Raw genomic sequence first — 25,232 nt, forward strand, 5'->3', positions numbered from 1 at the left:
CCTAGGACGAGTTGTCCGAAACTGGCGCTTTTTTTTCATACATGTTCCATTTAGTTCAATTAGCTACCATATTTCATTTTCCATATTTCAGACCATTCTTTAAAACTCATTTTATTTACTTCCTCTAACGTTTGTCCTTCAAGTGAATAAGGAGCTCCCATCAGAACCGCATTTCCTCGAGCTGGCATGGAAGCTCCTCCAATGACATTCCCTTCACAAAGCATGACATTGACTGTAGTCTCCGTATTATATTTTTTTTCAAGAGGATGATTACTCACTGTAAACTGATAAATGGTAATTTCTTTTCCAAAATATTTATCAGGATCAACAGATTGAACCCCCCAGCTTTGCTGATAAGGTATGTTTTCGGTGCTCCCACTAAGTTTGCTCTTTTCTAAGATATATTTCTCAACTTGACCTTGCCTAGAAGTTATTTGATAACCATACTGTTCAAGATATTGTTCAGCGTTTTTATCGTCATCTGTAGCCCCATTTCCACATGCAGAAAGGAGCAAAAACAAAAGCCCTATAAGAACACTTATTTTTGTAATACGCATCATTTCATCCCCTCCTATAAATGTTGACGGCTCGAATCAACGCAGAGTTGCACTCACCCTATAAATGTATTAACAAAATACTTTCACCGTTTTTGGATTGCCTTGTTTTTTAAAAAAATTATTTTTACATCTATGTTTTAGCTTTGTCCACTGGATTTTGTCATGCTGTCTTCCGCCAAACGAGCCAATCGTTATTGCGAAATGGCTTCCTATCTCGTCAAGCGCAGCCATGGATCCAAACGCTGGGTGGAGTCTTTTTCCCAAAGTTTGATGCGGTTGTACACTTAAGTCACCGAGAGTTATTACCCTTCTACACATCAAGGGTTTGTTTGGAGCTGAGCTGCAATAGTTGAAAAAATAACTTGAAATATTTATGCCAAACTGCCGTTTCGCTAAAGATATTTAAGTGGAACGGCAGTTTGTGCTAATATGAAGGAATATGGCTGAGAGAAAGAGGTCAAGGCATGTCACTTAATCAGAAAATGAGAGGCTCGACAAGGGCTTATTCCTATAATTTGGTCAAAGAACGGATTCTGCATCTGGAGCTGAAACCCGGTACCAAGATTTCAGAAAAAGAAATTGCAGATGAGCTGCAAGTCAGCCGAACTCCGGTAAGAGAGGCTTTTATGAAGCTAGCAGAGGAAGAGCTGCTCGATATTATCCCGCAGAGCGGCACGATTGTGTCACACATTAACCTGGAGCATGTGGAAGAAGGCCGCTTTATGCGCGAGAAGATGGAGAAGGAGATTGTCACCCTGGCATGCGCTTCATTCCCGGAAGAATACGTATTCAGACTGGAAACGAACATTGCGATGCAGGAAGTGTGCGTAGGTAAAAACAATTTTTATCGACTGTTTGAGCTGGACGAGGAGTTTCATCAAATCTTGTTTCAGGGAACCGGGAAGCTGAGAACCTGGAAGATGCTGCAGCAGCTGAATATGCCGTTTAATCGGCTTCGTTTGCTGCGGCTTGCAGAGGATTCGAACCTTGAAGTCGTTATATCTCAGCATAAAGAGATTTTGCGGCTGGTGACGGAGCGTAAGACGGAGCAAGCTGTTCAGGTGATGGAAGCACATCTGCGGCTTGTCGTGGTTGAACAGGAGATGCTAAAGGCAAAATATCCTCATTATTTTATCTAGCCAACACATTATCTAGCGGACACAGAACAACCCCTGTTCCTAAGAGCAGGGGGTAGATTTATACATAGAACTCTTAAATTATATAATGAGGTGCAAAAATTCTGTTGTACGGTATAAAAAGAGATGGAATCATATCGCTAAGAGAGCCGAAGTCATCTTAGGCGTTCTTGATAAACGTTGGATCAGGATATGGATCGGCGATCCAGCCGTCTTTTTCGATAAACAGGCGCACGGCAATAATTTGTTTGTTCTCCATCAATGTGAAGAAATGCGGTGTGTTCTCGGGAACAGAAATGACGTCTCCAGGAGACAATTCTACATTAAAGTAACCTGTGTCATCTGTCGCCTTAATCACAAAAATGCCTTTACCTGCGACAATTGCACGAATCTCATCTTCTGCATGGGTGTGGATTTCTTCAAATTTAGCGAGCTTTTCTTCGATGTCGGGTGTTTGCTCTGAAAGAGTGATGACATCCCAGATTTGATAACCGCGGCGTGCGGCCAAATCCTTGATTTCGTAATCGTAGGTTTCTAATACCTGCTGCTTCTGATCATCCGTTAAGCCGAAGTTATTCTGCAGCTCCGGGCTTAATTTGGAAGCGTCCCATTTTTCGTATAATACATCATATTTGTTCAAGAAATTTCGAACGTTTTCGTCTCCAGTGATGCGTTCGTTCGTATTTCGGATAACAATTTCAGCCATGATCTTTCCCTCTTTTCCACTTGGATTAATTGATATTATATCGGATTGCCTGACTTTTGTCGATTCACAATTGGCCTGTATTCCTGTGAATTCGCCGCCATTCGGGAGCAAAACCGATCTTTCACAATAAGTAAGTTTCTGTTAAACTAAGATTTAACGTTTTGCGGGGGTGAAGATATTGGATAAGCTTAGTCTACACGATGCATTAAAACAACGAATATTAATCCTCGACGGCGCAATGGGGACGATGATTCAACAGGTGGATCTGACCAGCGAAGATTTTGGCGGTGAAGATCTGGATGGATGTAATGAAATGCTGGTGCTGACACGCCCGGATTTAATCCAACGAATACATGAGGATTATCTGGAAGCCGGTGCCGATTTAATCGAGACCAATACATTTGGTGCGACTTCTGTCGTTCTTGCTGAATACGATATTCAAGATCGTGCACGCGAAATTAATCTGGAAGCAGCCCGAATTGCAAAAGCAGCCGTGGATCGTTTTTCCACACCAGAGTCACCACGTTATGTCGTTGGCGCAATGGGGCCAACAACCAAAACGTTGTCCGTGACGGGAGGCGTAACGTTCCAGGAGCTGGTTGACAGCTATTTCGAGCAGGCTCTTGCTTTAATAGAGGGAGGCGTTGATGCGCTACTGCTCGAAACTTCGCAGGATACCCTCAATGTCAAGGCAGGAAGCATTGGCATACAGCAAGCTTTTGATCAAAGTGGCATCAAGCTGCCTCTGATGATCTCAGGAACGATTGAACCGATGGGTACGACGCTGGCAGGTCAGAACATTGAATCCTTTTATATATCCCTAGAACACCTTAACCCGATTTCGGTGGGATTAAACTGTGCGACAGGTCCGGAATTCATGCGTGACCATATTCGTTCCCTGTCTGGCATGGCGTCTGTCGCTGTGAGTTGTTATCCCAACGCAGGGCTTCCTGATGAAAACGGGAACTATCACGAATCTCCGGATTCGCTCGCACAGAAGATCGGGGCTTTTGCCGAACAAGGCTGGCTGAACATTGCAGGCGGGTGCTGTGGAACAACGCCGGCTCATATTCGGGCTATGCGTGACACGCTTGCCAAGTACCCCCCAAGAGAATTGAACGGAACACATCCGCCCGCATTGTCCGGGATCGACCCGGTATATGTCGAGCAGGATAATCGCCCTTATATGGTTGGTGAGCGTACCAACGTACTGGGTTCACGCAAATTCAAGCGGTTGATTGTCGAAGGCAAGTACGAGGAAGCTTCAGAGATCGCTCGGGCTCAAGTGAAAAATGGAGCACATATCGTTGACGTTTGCGTGCAGGACCCTGACCGTGAGGAAACGGAAGATATGATCAAGTTCCTTGAGCTTGTTGTCAAAAAGGTCAAGGTGCCGCTCATGATTGACACCACAGATGCGGCAGTTATTGATACGGCTCTTCAATATTCTCAAGGGAAGGCGATCATTAACTCCATTAACCTTGAGGATGGGGAAGAAAAGTTTGAGCTGGTCACCCCGCTGCTGCATAAATACGGCGGAGCAGTGGTTGTCGGAACCATTGATGAGCGCGGTCAGGCGATCAGTCGTGAGGACAAGCTGGAAGTGGCGAAGCGTTCGTATGACCTGCTGGTGAACAAGTACGGCTTGAAGCCGGAGGATATTATTTTTGATACACTGGTATTCCCGGTGGGCACAGGAGACGAGCAATACATCGGTTCTGCCAAAGAAACGATTGAAGGCATTCGTATTATTAAAGAAGCCATGCCGGAGTGTCACACGATTCTCGGAATCAGCAACATCTCCTTTGGTCTGCCCGAAGCGGGCCGTGAGGTGTTGAACTCCGTATTTCTGTACGAATGTACCAAGGCTGGACTGGACTATGCCATCGTAAATACCGAAAAGCTGGAGCGTTATGCATCCATTCCGGAAGAAGAGCGCAGACTCTCGGAAGAGCTTTTATATAACACAAATGATGATACACTTGCAGCCTTCGTAGCGGCATTCCGCAACAAAAAGGTCGAGAAAAAAGAGAAAATCTCCAATCTTTCGCTGGAAGAACGGCTTGCATCCTATGTGGTGGAAGGCAGCAAAGAAGGGCTGCTGCCCGATCTGGAGCAGGCTCTCGCCAAATATTCCGCGCTCGAAGTGATCAATGGTCCATTGATGCGGGGCATGGAGGAAGTCGGACGTCTGTTCAACAACAATGAGTTAATTGTAGCAGAGGTGCTTCAAAGTGCAGAAGTGATGAAGGCTTCCGTAGCGTATCTGGAGCAGTTTATGGAGAAAAATGAAACTTCCGTAAAAGGAAAGATCATTCTGGCTACCGTTAAAGGGGACGTACACGACATCGGCAAAAACCTGGTGGAAATCATCTTGTCCAACAACGGTTACCGGATCATTAATTTGGGTATAAAAGTACCACCAGAGCGTATTATCGAGGCTTATCGAGAAGAGAAGGTTGATGCGATCGGCCTGTCAGGGCTGCTTGTTAAATCGGCTCAACAGATGATTCTCACCGCTCAGGATTTGCGTACAGCTGGCATTGATGTGCCGATTATGGTCGGGGGAGCAGCGTTAACACGCAAGTTCACCAAAAACCGCATTCGTCCTGAATATAATGGTATGGTTGTGTATGCGAAGGATGCAATGGATGGTCTCGATCTGGCGAATAAGCTGATGAATCCTGTTACGCGAGAAGCGATGCAGGCCGAGATGGATGCGGAAAAAGAAGCCGATGCTTCCAGTGCAGGTGAAGTTCAGGCACTGCCTGAGCTTACACGGGTGGAGCGCTCAGCGATCTCCGCTGATCATCCGGTGCTTGTGCCGCCTGATCTGGAGCGGCATACACTTCGCAATTATCCGCTGTCTCACATCCTGCTGTATGTGAATATGCAGATGCTGCTGGGACATCATCTGGGGCTGCGCGGCTCGGTTGAGCAGCTTCTGGCTTCAGGCGATCCCAAGGCTACCGATCTGAAAGCGGTTGTGGATGGCATTATGCAGGAAGCGGTTAGAGACGGAATTATTCAGGCGCATGCCATGTATCGTTTCTTCCCGGCCCAGTCGAGTGGCAATAGCGTCATTATTTATGATCCGCAAGATACAAGCAACATTCTGCATACCTTTACGTTCCCGCGTCAAAAGGTAGAGCCTTTCCTGTGCTTGTCCGACTTCCTGAAGCCGGTTGAATCCGGTGAAATGGATTATGTTGGTTTCCTTGTTGTCACTGCGGGACATGGCGTACGTGAACTTTCTACGGCTTGGAAGGATCAAGGGGATTATCTCCGTTCACACGCTCTGCAATCGGTAGCGCTTGAAGTAGCGGAAGGTTTGGCAGAACGCGTGCATCATATGATGAGGGATATATGGGGTTTCCCGGACCCGGCCGACATGACCATGAAGCAGCGTCATGGTGCGCGTTATCAGGGTATTCGTGTGTCCTTTGGATATCCAGCCTGCCCGGATCTGGAGGATCAGGGACCGCTGTTCAAGCTGATGCAGCCTGAAGATATTGGAGTAGAATTAACGGAAGGTTTCATGATGGAACCGGAAGCATCGGTGTCTGCGATGGTATTCAGCCATCCTCAGGCCAAATATTTTAACGTCGAAAAAGCATAAAATCGTTAGTCGTCAAGCAAGCCCTCCGCATGGTCGGAGGTTTTTTGCTGGCAACAGAAAGAGGTGCGATCCAGAATGGAACTATATTTCCTGGGAACGAATGCTGGTGTACCTACGCTGCAACGGAATGTAACGTCTATTGGGCTCCGTATGTTGGATGAACGCAGAGCTTTGTGGTTGTTCGACTGCGGGGAAGGAACACAGCATCAGATTTTAAGCTCACCGCTTAAATTAAGCAAATTGGAAAAGATTTTTATCACTCATCTGCATGGTGACCACGTGTTTGGATTGCCAGGTCTGCTCTCCAGCAGAGCATATCAAGGCGGAACAACTCCACTCACGATATATGGACCGCCAGGGACAGAGCGTATGATCAAAACGACGATGGAACTTAGTCAGTCGCATCTGAACTATGATCTGAACATTGTTGAGCATACGGGCGGCATTGTCTTTGAAGATGACAGCTTTGTTGTAGAGGCCGCCTTGCTTGAGCATCGGATTGACAGTTACGGGTATCGCGTGACAGAGAAGGATCGTCCTGGCAGTCTTGATCCTGCAAAGCTAGCAGCATTTGGCCTGAAGCCGGGTCCCTTGTTTGGAAGATTAAAGCGGGGGGAACCGATCTTATTGGATAGCGGAGAGACCGTGCGTCCCGAGGATGTGCTGGGAGCACCCAAACGCGGAATGGTGATCACCATACTGGGCGATACCCGTCCTTGCGCTAATGTTCAACCCCTGGCACAGAATGCCGATGTCCTCGTTCATGAAGCGACGTTCATGCATGATCTTGCGGATACTGCTCATGAGTACTACCATAGTACATCCATAGAAGCGGCGGAAGCGGCCCGAGCGGCTAATGTGGGTCAGCTTATCATGACTCATTTCAGCTCACGCTACAAAGATGAAGAGCAGCTTCAACCGCTTTTGGAAGAGGCTAAATCTATTTTCCCGAACACAAGGCTTGCTGATGAGCATCAGCTTATTCCTGTTGTTCATCGTGAGCAGCACTCATTACCTTCAGACTGAGGGCTGGGGATTAAAGGCAAGTCATGGTGCAACACGCGGAGCTGAACCGTATGTGATGATGCGCGAAATGCACGATTTCAAGAACCGGCGAATGAGACGGGACTGAGGGAGAATTGTTCCCGAGGTCCCTTTTGCAATCTGGTCAAAAAGCGTGTAGGATGGGCAATATGAGCAGGGAAATGATCTGAATTATTTTCCGGGAAAGCGCAGGAAATGACAAGCTTGTACAGCAGGCGCGCGCGAGAAAACGTCTGAGTTCGATTTGGTTCGACTCGTTATGTGTCTCTGTTAACAAAATTCATCCTGTATGCCTGAATACATATGATATAGGTTTGTTTTCATGCATTTTTTTAATGGCATAAACGGTTAATGGATTGAAGAAAGGAAGTGCTTGTATGATCAAAGCTTATCTGATCGATCTGGATGGTACACTGTATCATGGCAGACATCGAATTGATGGAGCTGATCAGCTTATTCGCACACTGCAAGAACAAGGTGTGCCTTATTTGTTTGTGACCAACAATTCCTCGCGTACACCTCAAGGTGTGGCGGATCATCTAAACGGCATGGGCATTACCGCTGATGCTTCTCAGGTGTGTACCTCTGCGGTGGCCGCGGCTGAATATGTTGCAGCAGAAGCTCCGGGAGCGAAGGTGGCGTGTATCGGGGAGATCGGCCTGATTCAGGCGATTAAGGATGCTGGTTTGGTTCTGACAGAGGATAACCCGGATTATGTAATCCAGGGGATTGACCGTGATTTTTCCTATCTAAAACTAACGAAGGCTCTTCGCTGGATTAATGGCGGAGCTCAGTTTATTATGACGAATCCGGATTTACAGCTTCCGGCTGATGACGGTCTAACGCCAGGTGCAGGTACAATTGGAGCAGCGATCGAGGCGGCAACGGGTGTACAACCCGTCGTTATCGGCAAACCTTCAAGTATCATTATGAGATCAGCCATTCGCCGTCTGAACCTGAAGGCTGACGAAACGGCGGTTATTGGTGACAATATGCGTACAGATATTGCTGCAGGTGTAGCGGCCGGCTGTGAGACACTGCTTGTGCTGACGGGTGTGACAACACGTGATAATATGGATGGTCATATTCAGGCGGCCAAGGCACGTCCTGATCATGTTTTTGAAGATTTGCATACACTGATTGCATGGCTGACCGAACAGGCAGACCCAGCTTCCAAGAAGGAGTAGATAAAGAATGCCAGAGTTGCCGGAAATGGAAAACTACCGGACGTTACTGTCCGAGCATATACTTGATAAACTGATTACCGGTGTCGTTGTGAATCGGGAGAAAACGATTAATACATCAACGGACGTTTTCGTAAGTGAACTGACGGGTAACCGCATTATTTTTGTCGAACGCAGGGCAAAACATCTGATTTTTCACCTCGCGAACGGCAAACGTCTGGTGCTTCACCTGATGCTGGGCGGCATGCTGTTCTGGGGCACGGAGGACGAGCGTCCTGACCGCACCACACAGGTAGAGCTTCAATTTGGAGATCATATTCTGTTTTTCATCGGCTTGCGTCTCGGATATCTGCATCTGATGACTTCGAAAGAAACGGAAGCAGCCATGGCTGATCTGGGCCCGGAGCCGCTGGACCGGCGAATGAATCTGGAACGCTTCGCTTCCCTCCTCAAAGGACGCCGGGGAACACTCAAAACAACGCTGGTGAATCAGCATATTATTGCGGGCATTGGCAACTGTTATTCCGATGAGATTGCTTTTGCAGCGAGTCTCAGACCAAGCTCCAAAACACAGAATATCGCGAGCTCGCCCGAGTTGACGGAGCGTCTGTATCATGCGATGCAGTCCGTGCTGCGTGAAGCCGCATCCGAGGGTGGTTATATGGAGATGCCTTTGATGCAGGGAGATACTAAAACCGGAAAGTTTGACGAGCAGTGTCGGGTGTATGATCGGGAAGGCGAGGCTTGTCCGCGCTGCGGGGGAACCATTGAGCGTGTTGAAATTACGGGCAAAAAAGCATTTTTCTGTCCGAACTGTCAGCATGAGGCCTAAAACCGGCATCGGGGCACATGTCAGCACCAGAGGGGGATTTGTACAAGCGGCCAAACGGGCATATGAGATGGGAGCAACGGCTTTTCAGTATTTTCCGAAAAACCCGCGCAGTCTCAGCTTGAAACGCTTTGACCCGAAGGATGCTGCTCAGTGCCGGGATTGGTGTGAAGCGCATGGACTTGCCTCCATTGCCCATTCACCTTATCCTACGAATCCGGCGCTTGGCATGACCCGTGGAGAGGCGGGTTTTCATGCTGTAGTTGATTCCATACGTAATGATCTTGAAATCTCGGATGCGTGCGGCTCGGTGGGAACGGTTGTTCATTTTGGACATCTTCAGGCCAGAGACCCGCTGGAAGGGTACCACAATCTGATTCACTGTCTGGATACTGTACTCGAACGGTGGCAGGGTGAAGCCAAGATTTTATTGGAAAATCAAGCGGGCGATCATGGGCCTATGGGAACAACGATGGAAGAGATGATACAGATTCGCAAGCTAAGCCGGTACCCGGAACATATTGCTTTTTGTTTCGACACATGTCATGCTTTTGCTTCAGGGATGTGGACTGCCGGAGATGAGGCGGCTTTACTGGATAAGGGCAGGCAGCTTGGGTACTGGGATGCACTGGCGGCTGTTCATTTTAATGATTCCAAATACGCCTCCGGCTTGAACAAAGACAGGCATGCGAGGATTGGTCAGGGAGAGATCGGTTATTCTTCCATGCAAAGTCTGCTGCAATCTCCGGAGATTCATCAATCGGTTGTTGTGCTGGAGACAGAAGCAGGAGAAGATGGAACGCATCGTGAGGATATAAAGATCATGCGTTCCTGGTTATAAGTTGGGGAGGTGCGAGACGATGCATGTTTTTCTGGATGATTATCGTTCTTGTCCAAAAGGGTTCGTACTGGCAACCAATGCTGAGGAATGTCTTATGCTCCTGAGAGAAGGGGATGTAGACATTCTGTCGCTGGATTATGAGCTTGGGCCGGATTCGATGAACGGTGGTGAAGTGGCTGCAGCGATTGTACGAGAAGGGCTGTATCCGCGTCAAATCTATTTACATACTTCAAGTATGTATGGAAAACGTCAGATGTACGAGATGCTTTACAGCAACAAACCTGATTCGGTGGTTATTCATAACGGGCCGATGACGGGTGAAGTAATGCTGCGTGTGGCTGCAGAGGCTGAGAAGTTATGAAGCCGATCACATCGAAATTGCTAATGCGCGGTGTATGGGAAGGCGTGCCTCAGGCTGTTTTTATCTATACTCCGTTGTGTGGAACGTGCGCGGCGGCTCGCCGTATGCTGGAGGTCACAGAGCATATGCTTCCTGACAACATTTTATATGAGATGAACATTCATGACATTCCTGAACTCGTGCAGCAGTTCCAGATTTCAAGCGTACCTGCGCTGATGCTGTTTAATGGGGAAATGGATGTACCCTCGATGGTGTATCGCATGAATTCGGTGGAGCATCTGCTGAATGAAATTCGGAAGGTGGTAGTGAGATGAGTATTGTCGCTATGGAGAAAATTTCGCTGCGCCGTGAAGAGCATCAGATTCTGGAAGACGTACATTTACGAATCGAACCAGGTGAACATTGGGTGATTCTGGGCCGTAATGGCTCAGGCAAAACCACGCTGCTGGAGATGATGAACGGATATCTTTTCCCAAGTCAAGGTCGTATTGAAGTGCTCGGCAATGTTTATGGACAATGCGACGTCAGGGAGGTTCGCAAAGAGATTGGTTATATCAGTCAAACGCTGATTGAAAAGCTGACCTTGCGTGATCCGGTGTGGGAAGTTGTCGCTACAGGAGCTTATGCCTTTTTACGCTTTTACCAGACGATTCCTGATGAAGTAAAGAACAAGGCCATGCAGCTGCTGCACGACATGGGTTTTACCAAGCTGGCGAATCAGCCGCTGGGCACGTTATCCCAGGGAGAGCGCAAAAAAGTCATGCTGGCACGTTCATTGATGGCTGAGCCAAAGCTGCTTATTATGGACGAGCCCTGTGCCGGTCTTGATCTGTATGAACGCGAGAAGATGCTGATCGAGATTGATCGTCTGCGCCAGCGAAATATGACGGTGGTATACGTTACTCACCATGTGGAGGAGATCGTACCTCTTTTCACACATGTTGCTCTGATTCGTGACGGACGGATTGCGGCTGCGGGGCCGAAGCATGAGGTATTAACAGAAGAAACAATTAAGCATACGTATGATATCCCGGTGGATATACAGTGGCATGAAGGCCGGCCGTGGATACGCGTACGTTCTGGAGGGTAACACAAGTTGAGTAAACAATCGTCATGGGGAGAAGGCAACTTTTCCCGTTTCATATGCACTGCCAATCATGGCTTTGCGCCTTATGCTCAGGAGGAGCTGCGCCGAGCATTCGGAGCAGTGAAGAGCACTGTGCTGGTACCAGGTGAGATTCTACTCGCTGGCCTGCCTGCTGGAGAGGAAGAGGTTTCGGTCAGGCTGCTGCAGGAGTCTCCAACGTTTTTACGTCATATTCAGCCTGTGCAATTTCAGGAGAATACAGAAGATGCTGCGCAGTCGCTGGAAAAACTGGTGGCCTTCATTCTAAATCATAAGCAATTGTTCGGTGCTCAGGTCGTTCTGCAAACGCGTAAAACAGAAGCTTCTTTCTGGCGCGAAAATGCGGCTTCCTTGAAACAAGCGCTGACAGAGAAGCTGGATGAACTCCGATGTGAGTGGGTTATTCGGGACGCCGAGTATGTTATCTCGGTATTTGCTGCGGATGACATGTTATATGCCGGTGTGTCCAGACCTGAACAGAATCTGTCCGACTGGAGCGGCGGGGCCGTTCGTTTCCAGAAGGAAGAAGGACAGATTTCACGCGCCAAGTTCAAGCTGCTTGAAGCAGAGCAAACGTTTGGCATTGATTTTACTTCTTTTCACAAAGCACTGGATATCGGGGCAGCGCCAGGAGGCTGGACATCGTTCCTGCTGGAGCGCGGACTTGAAGTGACTGCTGTTGATCCTGCCAAAATGGATGCAACTCTGCTGGCTTCGCCCAAATTGACGTTTTTGAAAAAAAATGCAGGCGATGTCCGCTTCCGCGAAGGAGAATTCGACTTGCTTGTATGTGATATGAGCTGGAGTCCCAAGCTGATGAGCAGGCTCGTATCGGATTTGTTATACAGCTTGCAATCTGGTGGGACCGCTATTGTAACCGTAAAATTGCTGCATAAGAAACCGCTCGCGCTGATCAAGGAAGTCATTGATACGTTTGAGCGTTCACGCATGCAGATTCAGCGTTCGAAGCAGCTGTTTCATAACCGTGAGGAGATCACGCTCTATATGATTAAATATTAAATCGTATATGTTATGAAATTTCTGCTTTACAACGAATGATGCTGTATACTATAATGATACCAATATTAACCATAACGTTACAAATTTTGAGGGAAAGCATCCCGAAGTGAACTTAACCAGCATGCTGGTTGGTTCGTTTCGGTGAAGCTTTCCCTTTTTTGTGCTGTGTGGAAGGAGGTAAACCTATGAGATATCCGGTCAGGCTGGAACGCGGAAGCCTGCTGGGAGGAAGATATCGTATCCTGTCGGTGCTGGCATCAGGCGGGATGAGCCACGTGTATGAGGCAGAGGATCTGAAGCTGCCAGGGAAAATCTGGGCTGTGAAAGAGAGTATAACGCAGATGCCTTACGAGGGGAGTGTGGAAAGGGAGGCGGCGCTGCTCACATCGCTGCGTCATCCGAGACTTCCGCAAATTGTTGATTTTTTCGCACCTGATGAAGAAGGGTATACGTACCTGGTGATGGAGTACATCGAGGGTTTGACGCTTAGCGATTACATCAAGCAGTGCAGGGGTCAAATCCCGGTACAGCAGTTTGCTGAATTTCTGCTTCAGCTGCTCGATGTACTGAGTTACCTGCATAATCTGAACCCGCCTGTCATCTACAGGGATATGAAGCCGTCTAACATTATGATTACACCAGAGCATGAAGTGCGTTTAATTGATTTTGGCATCGCTCGCAGCTACAAAAGGCAGCATACAGAGGATACGATCAAGCTGGGAACCGCAGGGTTTGCAGCACCCGAACAATATGGTTCAGGGCAAACGGATGCCCGCTCTGATCTGTATGGTCTTGGCGCTTTAATGTTATATCTGATGACAAGCGGAGCTTATACCGAATGGATTCAAGGGGTCGAAAGCTCGATACGAAGTGATGTGCCTCGCACCTATATTCCTGTAGCAAGGCGACTGTTAAGGCATAACGCCGAGGAACGATTCCAAACGGCTGATGAGGTGAGGAAGGAGCTTCTGCGAATACCGGGAGCGGCAGTTATTGCCTCTGCTTCTGATTCACAGCTGATGTTTAGTGGAGGGACCAGAGTTATAGCATTAACAGGAACCTCTGCCGGAGCAGGAGTGACCCACACCGCAATAGCCATCAGCCATTTTCTGGAGCGGCAGAACTATAAGGTTGCTGTGATTGAGATGTCACCACGTTCCCAATCGTTTGCTCGCATTCAGCAAGTCGTGCAAGGTGGGAAAGCTGTATCGACAGGAAGGAAGTTTGCCGTGGACGGTGTGCATTATTGGAAGCAGTCTGGCCGAGCGGATATTTTATCCCTGCTGGGTGGCAGCTACCAGTTTATTGTAATGGATCTCGGGAGCGGTCAGGACCAGAATCGGCTGGAAGAGTTTCTACGTGCGGATCTGCCCATCGTTGTCGGGTCGGGTGCAGAATGGAAACAGGCCGAGATTACTGCTTTTGTCCGCACACATCACCGCTATCCCCAAGATAAATGGATATATTGTCTTCCGCTTGCTGCAGCAGAGGCTGTGGAGCGTGTACGCAGAAATCTGGATACGTCCAGTGTTTACGGACTGCCGCTGCAGCTGGACCCATTTGACAAGGACTCACATATGGATAAGGTGTTTTCACATATTCTGGGACATCTGCTGGCAAGGCAGCCCAGAAAACGTTCTTTTTTTTCACGAAGAAGACCAGTTGAATAGAGAAGATAACGAAAGGAGAGCCTCTTTTGTCCAAATTAAGAAAACAAAGTCGTGAGCGGATTTACGCAGGGCTGATTGGAGCTGGAGCGGTGGGTATGTTCTTTGCGGGATACGTGATATATGAGGTCAAAACTGCCGAGCATGTCAGGTCAGTGATTGAAGCCCGTTACGCGTCAGCATACGAGGAAAAGCAGGCTGAATTGTTACAGCAGTGGAATTCAGGAGCTCAGGGCTGGGTAACAATCAGGGATATTGAAGCTGGTGAGCCTGTCTTGCCCGATGATCTGAAGCTGGTAGCAATACCTGATGCGCAGGCCCCTCGAAATCTGTGGTCCAGTACAAAGAAGCTGCAGGGTCAGGTAGCCAAGATTGAGCTGAAAAAAGGAACAGCGATTACGACCGAAATGGTCTATGAAGATACGCCGGCTCCATCCGATTTAAGAAACCGCGAGCTGCAGGTGGTACTGCTGCCTTCCTCTTTGGCTAAAGGAGATATGATCGATATACGGATTCAGTTTCCAACCGGACAGGATTATATTCTGTTATCCAAGAAAAAAGTGGAGCGGCTAAATGCAGCAACTTTATGGGTTACGATGACTGAAGAAGAGATTTTGTCACTGTCCAGCGCAATCGTAGATGCTTACTTACATAAAGCTTCAATCTATGCTCTGACGTATGTTGAACCACAGTTCCAGACAGCGGCTATTCCCACATATCCAGCCAATTCCGAAGTGTTAAAGCTGCTGGAGAGCGATCCGAACATTGTGCGGCATGCCGAACAGGAGTTAACCAGACAGGTCCGCAGCTCGCTCGAAAGCTCGTTAGCTGCTTCCATGTCTGCACCATCCAAAGGCGTAGAACAGGATGTTGCACAATCGTCGGTTACATATAACAAAAGACCGTCCGCACAAGAGTCATCATCGGCGGGAACCTTTTGGAACGATGGTTCAGGAAGTACATCGGATCAAGCGGGGAACGCATCAAATGTTCTCGATTCCTCGACACTTGATGAGCAGCAGCAACTGTTAACGGGAAATGAGTAGATTTTGAGCCAAGAAGGGAGTGCTTTTTCGTGCATATATGGATGCTGGCAGGTTTATGTGAGAAACATGATTTAATGTTATACCTGTGCAAAATACTTGCTTCAACGGGTAAGCGTGTTCTGCTTGTCGATGGTACGCTGCAGCAAAAATATGGACACAGTGTTGGAGATCATCGTCATCAGTCACTGCGAATTGTGGAATTTGAGGGCTTTGATATTGCATGTCAATTTGTGACTTCAACGGCAGTAGAGCAGCATTTACAGGTAAACGGCGACAGTATGGAAGGATATGATTATGTATTATACGACCTGGAGACGTTACACTTTGCTTCGCGAAATCTGTGGCTTGCGGCAGAGGTGCGTGTCTGGGTAAGTGATTATGAAAGGTACAATCTGGAACGCGGCAAAGCATGGCTGGAGCAGCTGCTTGCTGAACAGGAGCTGCCTCCAGAGCTGACCTTCCAGCGCATGCTGATCAATGGCGTGGACTGCAAGCTTGAAGCGCATTATCTGTGGGCTTATCTGGAGGGAAGTCCCTTCACTTGGACCGGGGAATCGCTGATCCTTCCGTGGGACGAGCTGAGTGCAGCCGTTAAGCTGGAAAATGAGCATTATCAACGGGTAGAACTGGGGCATTTATCGCGAAACTACAAAAAAACGTTATGTCGTGTTGTGCAGCAATTCACTGGCTGGGAGCGCATGCACAGTCGCCGTGCAATGAAAGCAGCGGGGAGGATGAGGGCATGAGCATAATCACCTTCTGGAGCCCTTTTCCTGCAACGGGCTGCTCCTCAAGTACTCTAATCGGTGCTTACGCGCTGGCACTCCAGTATAGAACGAGAGTGCTGCTGGTGAATACAGGCTTGGCAGGCGAGGGTATCGAAGCAAGTTTGTTTAAGGAGGAAAAATTTTCATCCGATGTGTTGCTTTCTTTTGAAGAGAACGGTCTGGATGCTGTAGAGCGATTGTTTATCAGCGGTAATCTGAGCAAACACAATTTAAGAGACTACACCAAGCCGCTTCTGAAGGATCGATTGGATCTGCTCACCGGAAGTCAGAACAGGGGCGAGCGTTCCGCCGGATTCAAAGAGGAGATGCTCAAAAAACTGCTGCATACGGCTAATCAATGTTACGATCTGATTCTTCTGGATGCGCCTCATGACCATGTTGATACACCGCTAATGCTAAGGGAAGCAGACTGTATTGTTGCTGTGCTGAATCAGGATATGAGGAACCTGGAAAAGTTCTTTGGGCAGATTATGCCGGATCAGCTTCGTGAAAAGAAAGTGCATGTGCTCATTAATAAATATGACTCACAATCCCGTGCAACTCTCTCTAATATTAAGCGTGGCTTCAAATATAAGGGGAGTTTGTCTGCGATCCCGTACACTACCAGCTGCCTGGATGCTATGAATCGCAGAGATGCGGCCAGATATCTTCAGCTTGAGATTCAGGGAGATAGCAAACATGCCCGTAAAGGGAGTTTTGCCGCTGGTCTGGGTGAGCTTGCCCGCCTGATGATGGATGGTGCGGAGATGCGTACTGTACTGAAGAGGCTGGAAAGGGGAGCTTGAATTTCCAATGCTCATGAATTCGATAGGCATAACGATGATTGTTATAGCCGGTTTGTATTTTATCTGGTTTAAGTATCGCGCCGTACTTCGGAAACAAAGTGAAGCATTACCTGAACGAGAAGCTCTTACCATTGAATCATTAATTAATCAGGTTAAACATTCATTACATGAAATAAGCCACAGTCAGCTTGCGGATGCGGGTTTACATGAAGAGGAGTATCGCCGCAGAGTAAATCAGCGTGCCGAGATGAGAAAAGCACTGAAGGGGTGTGTATCGGGAAGCATCAGTGACAAAACGTATGTCAAAAACCTGATCGCAGATCTGCTGACAAGAACGATTGGTCTGAACAAGTCTAATGCTGATGAAGTTATGATGTTTGCAGAGCCTGAACGCTTAACTGCACAGGATCGTTTTGAAATTATCTTTTATTTATATCGTCAGCAATTTGGTACGGATGCACTCTCCAGAATGATTGACACGTATGATCTGGGTAAACTCAGGCTGGAAACGAATTCTGAAGATGGTGGAAGCTATTATATTTCCGAGCAGGATATCCAGTATGTCTTTGAATGTGAGTATCGCGAGCTGGAATTCAGAGAAAAGGTCGAAATTATTGTGCAACGTATCTACCAGAGCTATAAAGGATTCTCGGTTGTAGATGAGATTCGTGACCAACGGATTGACGGGGTAAGCGGAGGGGTAAGCGGGATTCCAGATGTGCTTCCACATATGAATCATTATCATTATACTCCTGCTTCCTGGAATGACCTGCTGGAGCATGCTTTCGAGGATCAGCAGTATGAAGAACCGCTCAGCGGCGTACAAAGTGTCTGGATATTTTATAAAGGAAAGTCGATTCATTTGTCCTTTTTAAGCTTTGGCAGCACCCGGGAATTGAAGCGTGTATGTCAAAACATATACAAATACAACTATCCTGGTCAATTGTCGGAGGCTAGTGGTTATAAAGTCAATGAAATGAAAGACGGCTCACGTGTTGTTGTGGTTCGTCCGCCGTTTGCCGAATCCTGGGCTTTCTTTGTACGAAAATTTGATATCCCCAATGCATCACTTGAACAGCTGATTACAGGTAACAACGCGCAGTTACCAATCCAACTGCTTCAATATTTGATGAAAGGCAGCCGGATTACAGCAGTGACGGGTGCACAAGGGTCTGGCAAAACGACATTACTGATGGCTATGGTCAAGCACATTTATGCTTCATACACCCTCAGGGTACAGGAAATGGCGTTTGAATTGCAATTAAGACGGATTTACAGCCGCCGTAACATTCTCAGTTTTCGTGAGACAGAGCATATATCTGGACAGCAGGGACTGGATTTGCAGAAAAAAACAGATGGTACAGTGAACATTCTCGGTGAGGTAGCAAGTGATGAGGTGGCTGCATGGATGATCCAGATGTCTCAAGTGGCCTCCCTGTTTACCCTGTTTACGCATCATGCCAAAACATTTCGTGATCTGGTATTTTCACTTCGCAATTCACTGCTGAAAACAGGCATGTTCCAGCATGAACATATTGCAGAGGAACAGGTCGTCAGTGTGATTAATTTCGATGTTCACATGAAAAAGGATGCAGAAGGACGCAGATATATTGAACGAATCACCGAATGTATTCCACATGCTGGCCCTGCAGCAATTGCCGAAGAGAGGAATGGCTTTGCATCTCGTAATGTTGTGGAGTATCGGAACGGGAAATATGTGGCTAATGCGGCGCTTTCCCTTTCAAGCATAACGGAGATGCGGGAGCAGATGACACTGCAGGATGCGGAACATTTCGCTCGATTCATCGGGCAGCATTGGGGGGAAGGCCAATGAGTGTTAAGTGGCTCTTGCTGCTGGTATTAGGTGTCTGTTCAGTTGGCCTGGTTATTACCCAGATGATCCTGTATGCACTGCGGAGAAAAGGGACACCACCGATACATGCTGCTGCCCTTGTCATTCCCATTCGTGGCAAGAGATATAAAGGCTGGGGTTCCCTCCTGCTGAAGGCATATCAGCTTGGCATAAAGGTGCCTGGGATATCGACTTATATTTTACAGGTCAGAAAAAGAATCTCCTATCGCTATGCCAGGGATGAACCTACGCTCAGACGGCTAACGATGAGTATTGTGCTTATCATTTTAGGCGGGTATGGAAGTGTTAGTATTGTGCTGTTCTGGCTGCAGCCGGGACTTGCTTTTGTTATCCTGTCCATTCTCTGCGCCGTTGTTTTAAATAGTCTTGTGCTCGATATGTGCCTGAGCCGGATGGAGAAGAAGCTGCTTGTACAGATGCTTGATCTGTTTGCAGATGTGAGACATCGGTATCATCAGCATGGAATGGTAGAGGAAGCATTATATGAAGCCGCCGAGGCGGGAACAGGGGAAGCTGCTGAGCAAGTAAGGCTGATCTATGAAGCACTGACTTCTCCCGATCCCAATGAAGCGCTGGAGCGTTATTACGAGATTGCGCCCAATCGTTTTCTGAAAGGATTCGCTGGTATTTCTTATATGGTTATGGAGTTTGGTGACAAGGACAAGGAGCAGGGATCTATTTATCTTCAAGGATTAAGTCATCTGACTCAGGAGATTCATCTGGAGATTTTGAGACGTGATCGACTCGACTATATGCTGCAAGGATTAAATGTGATTGCACTTGCTCCTGTACTGTTTACAGGTCCGATTGAGCGATGGGCCAGGCTCAGTTTCCCTACTATGGATGAGTTTTATCGGAGCAAGCTTGGTTTTATCACGAAAATATCCATTTACGTGATCATCATTGTTGCCTACCTGCTGCTGCAGCGGCTTCAGCAGTACGATGAGACTCGTTATCGTTCCGGGCAAAAGCATTCCAGACTGGATCGCTTCTTGTATAAGCAGCTCTTTTTACGAAGACTGGCTATGCTGCTCACCCCCAAGCCAGGCACTGCTTCATATCATCAGACCATCCGGCTCATGAGAGAGAGCAGTACCGAGTTGAAATACGAATGGCTGGCGATACGCAGACTTATGTTATTTGTCAGCTGTCTGGTTCTGACTATAGGTTTTATACTTCTGCTGCACCAGGTTCAGCGTAATCACATCCTGTATGATCCCATCAGGGATGACCGCATGTTCGGTGCGATGTCTGAAGCAGATCGGAAGGTGGCTGAAGACAAGACGCAGCTGGACCGTTCGGTTATGGGGTACGTGGGGATGCAGCGCCGAGTTTCGTACGAGGATATTTCCGAAGCAATGCAGCAGCTTGCACCGCTTGCAAAGAATCACGATGCCCAGACGGAAGCAGTTACACGCATTATGGAAAAGATCGAATCGTATAACAAGCAGTATATGCGCTGGTGGGAAGTGGTTTTGGCCATATGTATTGCTCTATGCGGTTATCATCTGCCGATCTGGCTTATGTTGTTCCAGCGTAAGATGCGAAGCATGGACATGCGGCATGAAATCTATCAGTTTCAAACGGTGATTTCGATTTTGCGTGAGATGGATCGCATGTCTGTAGAGGAAATGGTTGAATGGTTGAATCGATTTGCTGTCATTTTCAAAAGGCCGCTGCAAAAGTGTTTGTTACATTTCGAGCATGGTCCCGAAGACGCGCTTGAGCAATTAAAAGAGGAGGTGGGGTTGCCTGAGTTTCAGCGTTTGATTGATAAGCTGCAGCTTGCGCTGGGTAAAATCTCTATCCGTGAAGCGTTCGATGATCTGGAGAGCATGATGTCCTTTTATTTTGAACAGCGTAAACAGGAGTACAGCAAAATGATTGATATTAAAGCAGGCTGGGGAAGAACAATCGGTTTCGCACCGATGTATGCCTTGATTTTTCTGTATCTGGTCATTCCGCTGGTCGGTATGAGCTTTGTGCAGATGAACATGTACTATGAACAAATTCAGAAGCTGTAGCATACGGATCTGATTCGCGAAGCAGTTGGAGACAGGTTAATTAACCAATATAAATTACAGGAGGGTATTTCATTTATGAATAATGCATCAAGTGCCTTGAAGGTAGCCGCAGGAATCTTTTTGACCATCGCTTTGATTACGATTGTGGTGTTGTTGTTTATATCAGCGCAGGAGGCTACCAAAACAGCGCAAAATAACTTTGCAGATATTCAAACAGAGCTGTCCCAGGCTGCATTTACCGTATATGACGGGACAACCATCAGCGGATCACAGGTGACAAACGCTTTGCGTAAATACGCGGACAAAGACCAGTTCGGCATTCAAGTAATTACAGGAAAAAATAGAGGTGGACAATGGTATGGCAATCAGCTCAACATCTCTCAGGACATTAACAACGCGGACTATGGCTCTGTGCTTGCACCAGATGAGAAGGTAGGCAGCATCAATCAGACGATGAGTGAAAAAGACAATCAATATGTTAATCCGAGTGGTAAGTTCAAGGCTATTATCATCAAGGACCGCTCCAACGTTGTGAGAGGGCTGATTTTCCAGCAGTCTTGACTGGAGCTGGTATAACATGTCACGCAATACACAGCATCTGATGCTGTTCTGTACGGCGGTTGTGCTTTTTGTGGCAGCCTGCCTGTACGGGCAGCGAAACATCACTATTTTAATGGGCGTCCTGAATGAAAGAGCAGCAAGCGTTACAGCAATGGATGGCAGAATCCATACGACGCTGCATTCAAGTCAGCTGAGTCGGTACACTGGAGCTGAAGTGCTGCATACTGTGCGGCAAATGACAGGCACCGGGGTTCAGGTGGAGGTAGATGGTCATGAATATGTCATTGATCCGCTTGCTGATCCGTCAGCCACAATTCCGGTTGAACTGGAAGGCAGTTACCTGCCTGTGTATAACCGAAGCGCCGCCGGAGAACTGTTAAAGCTCTCTTTTCGGAAGGAGGTAGAAGGCAATGATTAATGCAGCGTCCAAATTATTGGCTGTGCTGCTGGCCGTCCTGCTGCTTTATATTTATCCTGCAGCCGAGACGGCTCAACGTCAGGATGACATTGCACGGATGACTGCGTCCCAGAGTGTCACTCGTTTCGTTGATGCTGTGCGGACCAAAGGATATATTTCTCCTCAAATGCTGGCAGAGTTTGAAGAGCAGTTAGCGCAGACGGGTAACAATTATGAACTCTCCATGGAGCATTTACATAAAAAATATGTACCGCGTTATACAGACCCGATGAATCAGAGCAGTTTTACGGGAACCTATGAGGTCGTTCATGACGGCTATTATTTATCCCAGATCCGGGAACGCCTCTTTCCGGTGTCAGGCACATTGACAATGGATGATCCGGGGCGCAGATATACGCTAAGCGTGGGAGATTTTTTCTCTGTAAGCCTTAAAAGCACCAATCGTACACCTTTCATGCTTATTCGGGAATGGCTGCAAGGTGGTACGGCGCAGGCGGCCGCGATTTTTACTGCACATGGAGGCATGGTGCTGAATGAAGATTACTGAGCTTGGCATCGTGTTTGTATTGATTTTCTTCCCGTTCTTTTACATGCTCACACTTCATACGAATGATGCACAAAAGGCGAGTCTGCTTGCAACCCGTTACCAAAAAGCACTTCAAACCGCAGTGATGGATGCAGGTGCAGTTATGCATCAGAACGAGAAACCGCATGCGGAGGCAGCTTATGATTCTGCCAAGTTTGTCAGAGCGGATAAGGAGCTGGCATTGTCCACCTTTACACAAACGATGGCTTTAAATATGGGAATTCAGGATGATCTGCCGGCTATTCAGCATATGTTTGATTACATTCCAGCCATCGTTGTACTGGATTATGACGGTTATTATATTTTAGCCAAAGAAAACGAGATGACCGGGGATATGCAGCAGTCCTTCAGACAGGTGTGGAGCCCCAAAAGGCCTTATACATATACAGATTCGGATGGGAACAGCATTAATTTTACACTTGATCGTTATGTGTATGCATATGATGCTGGCACAGGTAAATGGATCGAGGGCTTCCAGCAAGAACTGGCTGGCAACAGCACGATCAGACTGCTTCAGGATTCAACTGTATTTGAACAGGTACGGCGTAGTCGAATCGTGACTCGTGTTCAGGACGAGCTTGCAGAGGTCATTAATCGGCATAATGAGTTTGCAAGAAAAAATGGTGTGTCCTATGTATTCACAATGCCCCTGATTTCGCAGGAAGAGTGGTACAACTCGATCAATGACATCGGTTTTATCGCTTTTATGCAGGGAATTGCAGTTGGGGATCAGAGAATGAACAATTTTGCGATTGGCGGGGGCAGACTGGTCAAAAAAACAGCAGTTGTTGGTGGGCTTGATCCCGCAACAGGCATTAAATATCATTATCCTGCCACTTGCAATCCTGGCTTTCTTGCTCAAGAGGTGTTTACAACTGCGAGGCAGGCAGCGGCTCAAGGTTATTTTGAATATAATTGCACTGCACAATTTTCATTACTTTCAGAAAAGACAGAACCTGTGCTAAAATAAAGGTTCAAAAAAAGTTAACTAGGGCGTGTCTGAAAACTCTGAAGGAAGCAGATTTTGCTGAATTTTCATTCCAAGAAAGGAAGTTTTCCGCAGGCGTGCCGGGGCACGTCAAGGGAAAGTGACGCAGCAGGGGGCGAAAAGGCGGTAAAAGATGCACTTCAGTAGGTTTCAAGACACGCCCTAAAGTAATGTAAATAGATAGGAGCAGCCTCATCTTATGAGTTTATTGTCTGTAGAGAATGTCAGTCACAATTTTGGAGACCGTACATTATTTAAAAATGTTTCTTTTCGTCTGCTTGCAGGAGAGCGCGTCGGCCTGGTCGGAGCCAATGGTGCAGGCAAATCAACGCTTATGAATATCCTTACGGGTAAATTGCTGAAAGACAGTGGTAAAGTAGAATGGACGCCTAAAGTCCGTTATGGATATCTGGATCAGCATACAAAGCTGACCCCTGGCAGAACGATTCGTGATGTATTGAAGGATGCTTTTCTGCCACTGCTTGAGCTGGAAAAGGAGCTGATGCAGATCACCGATCAGATGGCCGATGCAGATCCGGACAGACTTGCGCAGCTGCTGGAGGAAATGGGTGAAATTCAGGAGCAGCTGGAGCAGGGCGATTTTTATCTGATTGATGTCAAAGTGGAAGAGATGGCAAACGGTTTGGGGTTAAATGCGATTGGTCTTGATCGGGACGTTGCTGCCCTGAGCGGTGGACAGCGCACTAAGGTGTTGCTTGCAAAACTGCTGCTGGAGAAGCCAACTGCCTTATTGCTGGATGAGCCGACAAACTATCTTGATGTAGAGCACATTGAATGGCTGACGCGTTATTTGAAAGACTATCCGCACGCCTTTCTGTTGATCTCACATGATACAGAATTTATGAATGAAGTTGTGAATGTGATTTACCATCTGGAATTTGCCAAACTCACACGCTATGCTGCCAATTATGAGAAGTTTCTGGAGATGGCGGATATGCAGAAGGCGCAGCATATTGACGCCTATGAAAAGCAGCAGGAATATATTAAAAAGCAGGAGGACTTTATTCAGCGGAATAAAGCTCGTGCATCCACCTCGGGACGCGCAAAAAGCCGGGAAAAGCAGCTTGGCAAAATTGAGCGGATTGATCGTCCGGACGAAGCGGCAAAACCAACTTTTAAATTCAAGGATGCCCGTGCAAGCAGCAAAACCGTGTTTGAAGGTGTTGATTTTGAAATTGGTTATACGTATCCGCTCCTGCCAAAGATGACGATGACCATCGAACGCGGAGAGAAGATTGCTATTGTGGGCTGTAACGGTGTGGGTAAATCAACACTGCTCAAGACAATTCTGGGTAAAATCCCGCCCATTAGCGGTAAAACCTTTCTCGGCGATTACCTGGAGACGGCATACTTCGAGCAGGAAGTACGTGCTGCAAATATCACGCCGATTGACGATGTATGGAATGAGTTTTCTCATCTGACTCAAAATGAAGTACGGGGACATCTGGCCCGGTGCGGTCTCAAAAATGAACATATTACACGTCCTTTGAACATGCTGAGCGGTGGGGAGCAGGCTAAAGTCCGTTTATGCAAGCTGCTGATGCGTGAAAGCAACTGGGTGCTGTTTGATGAGCCGACGAACCATCTGGATGTTACTGCGAAGGCCGAGCTTCAGCGTGCATTGAAGGAATACAAAGGAACCGTTTTGCTTGTATCCCACGAACCAGATTTTTACGAAGGCTGGGTCACCAAAACGTGGAATGTGGAAGAATGGTCTGAAAAAGCACGATGACAAAAAAATCCGACTGTGGTAATATAGGCTACAACTTCAACTTCATATGAACACTAGGGGGGCCGCACGATGCGGCTGAGATGGAAGAATGCGATTCCGGACCCTTTGCACCTGATCTGGATCATACCAGCGTAGGGAAGTGGCGCGTTTCAGCATAATGACAGTAAGTGATCCTTTTATGAACGAACAGGAACCTTACTATACAGTGATGCAGGCATGAGTTACCGCCGAACGGTTATGGACTTAACTGTTTAACAGGTATTAGCTGCACGCTCGTTATTTAACCTGAACCTTTGTTTATACGCAGCCACTCCTACGGG

23 protein-coding genes and 1 riboswitch are annotated in these 25,232 nt (G+C 47.5%); of the genes, 21 read left to right on the forward strand and 2 right to left on the reverse strand.

Annotation, left to right across the window (positions count from 1 at the left end; all coding sequences use genetic code 11):
* Positions 1 to 59 precede the first annotated feature (59 nt).
* Positions 60 to 560, reverse strand: a complete 501-nt coding sequence (locus tag HNR77_RS12600) for a DUF4830 domain-containing protein (protein ID WP_260410550.1) — start codon at positions 558 to 560, stop codon at positions 60 to 62.
* A gap of 461 nt (positions 561 to 1,021) precedes the next feature.
* Between HNR77_RS12600 and HNR77_RS12605 the strand changes: the two genes are divergently transcribed.
* Positions 1,022 to 1,696, forward strand: a complete 675-nt coding sequence (locus HNR77_RS12605; protein WP_145401806.1) for a GntR family transcriptional regulator — start codon at positions 1,022 to 1,024, stop codon at positions 1,694 to 1,696.
* 157 nt (positions 1,697 to 1,853) lie between these two features.
* Here the strand turns inward: HNR77_RS12605 and HNR77_RS12610 are convergent, their stop codons facing one another.
* The gene (locus tag HNR77_RS12610; RefSeq protein WP_145401808.1) at positions 1,854 to 2,399 is read right to left on the reverse strand and encodes a cupin domain-containing protein; all 546 of its coding nucleotides are present in this window, start codon (positions 2,397 to 2,399) and stop codon (positions 1,854 to 1,856) included.
* A 178-nt stretch (positions 2,400 to 2,577) separates the two neighbouring features.
* On the opposite strand from HNR77_RS12610, the gene metH reads away from it, so the two are divergent.
* The 20 genes from metH to HNR77_RS12710 all read left to right on the forward strand — a co-directional run bounded on the left by metH (position 2,578) and on the right by HNR77_RS12710 (position 24,912).
* Positions 2,578 to 6,018, forward strand: a complete 3,441-nt coding sequence (gene metH / locus HNR77_RS12615; protein ID WP_184184519.1) for a methionine synthase — start codon at positions 2,578 to 2,580, stop codon at positions 6,016 to 6,018.
* 75 nt (positions 6,019 to 6,093) lie between these two features.
* A complete protein-coding gene (gene rnz / locus HNR77_RS12620; RefSeq protein WP_184184522.1) occupies positions 6,094 to 7,044 on the forward strand; it encodes a ribonuclease Z in 951 nt (316 codons plus the stop codon).
* A gap of 395 nt (positions 7,045 to 7,439) precedes the next feature.
* On the forward strand, positions 7,440 to 8,249 hold the full coding sequence (locus HNR77_RS12625; RefSeq protein ID WP_184184525.1) for a TIGR01457 family HAD-type hydrolase: 810 nt from the start codon (positions 7,440 to 7,442) through the stop codon (positions 8,247 to 8,249).
* 7 nt (positions 8,250 to 8,256) lie between these two features.
* Positions 8,257 to 9,078 carry an Fpg/Nei family DNA glycosylase gene (locus HNR77_RS12630; protein ID WP_184184528.1) on the forward strand — a complete coding sequence of 274 codons (822 nt, stop codon included), beginning with the start codon at positions 8,257 to 8,259 and terminating at the stop codon, positions 9,076 to 9,078.
* Positions 9,068 to 9,916: a deoxyribonuclease IV gene (locus HNR77_RS12635; protein ID WP_184184531.1), complete on the forward strand. Its 849-nt coding sequence runs from the start codon at positions 9,068 to 9,070 to the stop codon at positions 9,914 to 9,916. Before HNR77_RS12630 ends, HNR77_RS12635 begins: the two co-directional genes overlap by 11 nt.
* Before the next feature lie 19 nt (positions 9,917 to 9,935).
* A complete protein-coding gene (locus HNR77_RS12640; RefSeq protein WP_184184534.1) occupies positions 9,936 to 10,277 on the forward strand; it encodes a cyclic-phosphate processing receiver domain-containing protein in 342 nt (113 codons plus the stop codon).
* Positions 10,274 to 10,591: a thioredoxin family protein gene (locus HNR77_RS12645; protein ID WP_184184537.1), complete on the forward strand. Its 318-nt coding sequence runs from the start codon at positions 10,274 to 10,276 to the stop codon at positions 10,589 to 10,591. The genes HNR77_RS12640 and HNR77_RS12645 overlap by 4 nt, the downstream gene beginning before the upstream one ends.
* Positions 10,588 to 11,367 carry an ABC transporter ATP-binding protein gene (locus HNR77_RS12650; RefSeq protein WP_221443821.1) on the forward strand — a complete coding sequence of 260 codons (780 nt, stop codon included), beginning with the start codon at positions 10,588 to 10,590 and terminating at the stop codon, positions 11,365 to 11,367. The genes HNR77_RS12645 and HNR77_RS12650 overlap by 4 nt, the downstream gene beginning before the upstream one ends.
* 6 nt (positions 11,368 to 11,373) lie before the next feature.
* Positions 11,374 to 12,423 carry a 23S rRNA (cytidine(2498)-2'-O)-methyltransferase RlmM gene (locus HNR77_RS12655; RefSeq protein ID WP_184184540.1) on the forward strand — a complete coding sequence of 350 codons (1,050 nt, stop codon included), beginning with the start codon at positions 11,374 to 11,376 and terminating at the stop codon, positions 12,421 to 12,423.
* Between the two features lie 185 nt (positions 12,424 to 12,608).
* On the forward strand, positions 12,609 to 14,093 hold the full coding sequence (locus HNR77_RS12660; RefSeq protein WP_184184543.1) for a serine/threonine protein kinase: 1,485 nt from the start codon (positions 12,609 to 12,611) through the stop codon (positions 14,091 to 14,093).
* Positions 14,094 to 14,119: 26 nt separating this feature from the next.
* On the forward strand, positions 14,120 to 15,136 hold the full coding sequence (locus HNR77_RS12665; protein WP_184184546.1) for an SAF domain-containing protein: 1,017 nt from the start codon (positions 14,120 to 14,122) through the stop codon (positions 15,134 to 15,136).
* Positions 15,137 to 15,165: 29 nt separating this feature from the next.
* On the forward strand, positions 15,166 to 15,882 hold the full coding sequence (locus HNR77_RS12670) for a hypothetical protein (RefSeq protein ID WP_184184549.1): 717 nt from the start codon (positions 15,166 to 15,168) through the stop codon (positions 15,880 to 15,882).
* Positions 15,879 to 16,709 (forward strand): CpaE/TadZ family protein, encoded by an 831-nt coding sequence (locus HNR77_RS12675; RefSeq protein ID WP_184184551.1) that lies wholly within the window; start codon positions 15,879 to 15,881, stop codon positions 16,707 to 16,709. The genes HNR77_RS12670 and HNR77_RS12675 overlap by 4 nt, the downstream gene beginning before the upstream one ends.
* Positions 16,710 to 16,716: 7 nt before the next feature.
* Positions 16,717 to 18,543 carry a P-loop NTPase family protein gene (locus tag HNR77_RS12680; protein ID WP_184184553.1) on the forward strand — a complete coding sequence of 609 codons (1,827 nt, stop codon included), beginning with the start codon at positions 16,717 to 16,719 and terminating at the stop codon, positions 18,541 to 18,543.
* Entirely contained in the window at positions 18,540 to 20,606 is a 2,067-nt protein-coding gene (locus HNR77_RS12685) for a hypothetical protein (protein WP_184184555.1), read from the forward strand. The genes HNR77_RS12680 and HNR77_RS12685 overlap by 4 nt, the downstream gene beginning before the upstream one ends.
* A gap of 75 nt (positions 20,607 to 20,681) precedes the next feature.
* Entirely contained in the window at positions 20,682 to 21,167 is a 486-nt protein-coding gene (locus HNR77_RS12690) for an ABC transporter permease (protein WP_111271715.1), read from the forward strand.
* Positions 21,168 to 21,183: 16 nt separating this feature from the next.
* Entirely contained in the window at positions 21,184 to 21,585 is a 402-nt protein-coding gene (locus HNR77_RS12695) for a hypothetical protein (RefSeq protein ID WP_184184557.1), read from the forward strand.
* Positions 21,578 to 22,132, forward strand: a complete 555-nt coding sequence (locus HNR77_RS12700) for a hypothetical protein (RefSeq protein WP_184184559.1) — start codon at positions 21,578 to 21,580, stop codon at positions 22,130 to 22,132. The genes HNR77_RS12695 and HNR77_RS12700 overlap by 8 nt, the downstream gene beginning before the upstream one ends.
* Entirely contained in the window at positions 22,119 to 23,141 is a 1,023-nt protein-coding gene (locus HNR77_RS12705; RefSeq protein WP_184184561.1) for a hypothetical protein, read from the forward strand. The genes HNR77_RS12700 and HNR77_RS12705 overlap by 14 nt, the downstream gene beginning before the upstream one ends.
* A gap of 217 nt (positions 23,142 to 23,358) precedes the next feature.
* Positions 23,359 to 24,912: an ABC-F family ATP-binding cassette domain-containing protein gene (locus tag HNR77_RS12710; protein ID WP_184184564.1), complete on the forward strand. Its 1,554-nt coding sequence runs from the start codon at positions 23,359 to 23,361 to the stop codon at positions 24,910 to 24,912.
* A 45-nt stretch (positions 24,913 to 24,957) separates the two neighbouring features.
* Positions 24,958 to 25,067, forward strand: a riboswitch (TPP riboswitch).
* The last annotated feature ends 165 nt before the right edge of the window (positions 25,068 to 25,232 follow it).

This window comes from Paenibacillus sp. JGP012 (assembly GCF_014203995.1).
Classification (GTDB): Bacteria; Bacillota; Bacilli; order Paenibacillales; family Paenibacillaceae; genus Paenibacillus; species Paenibacillus silvae.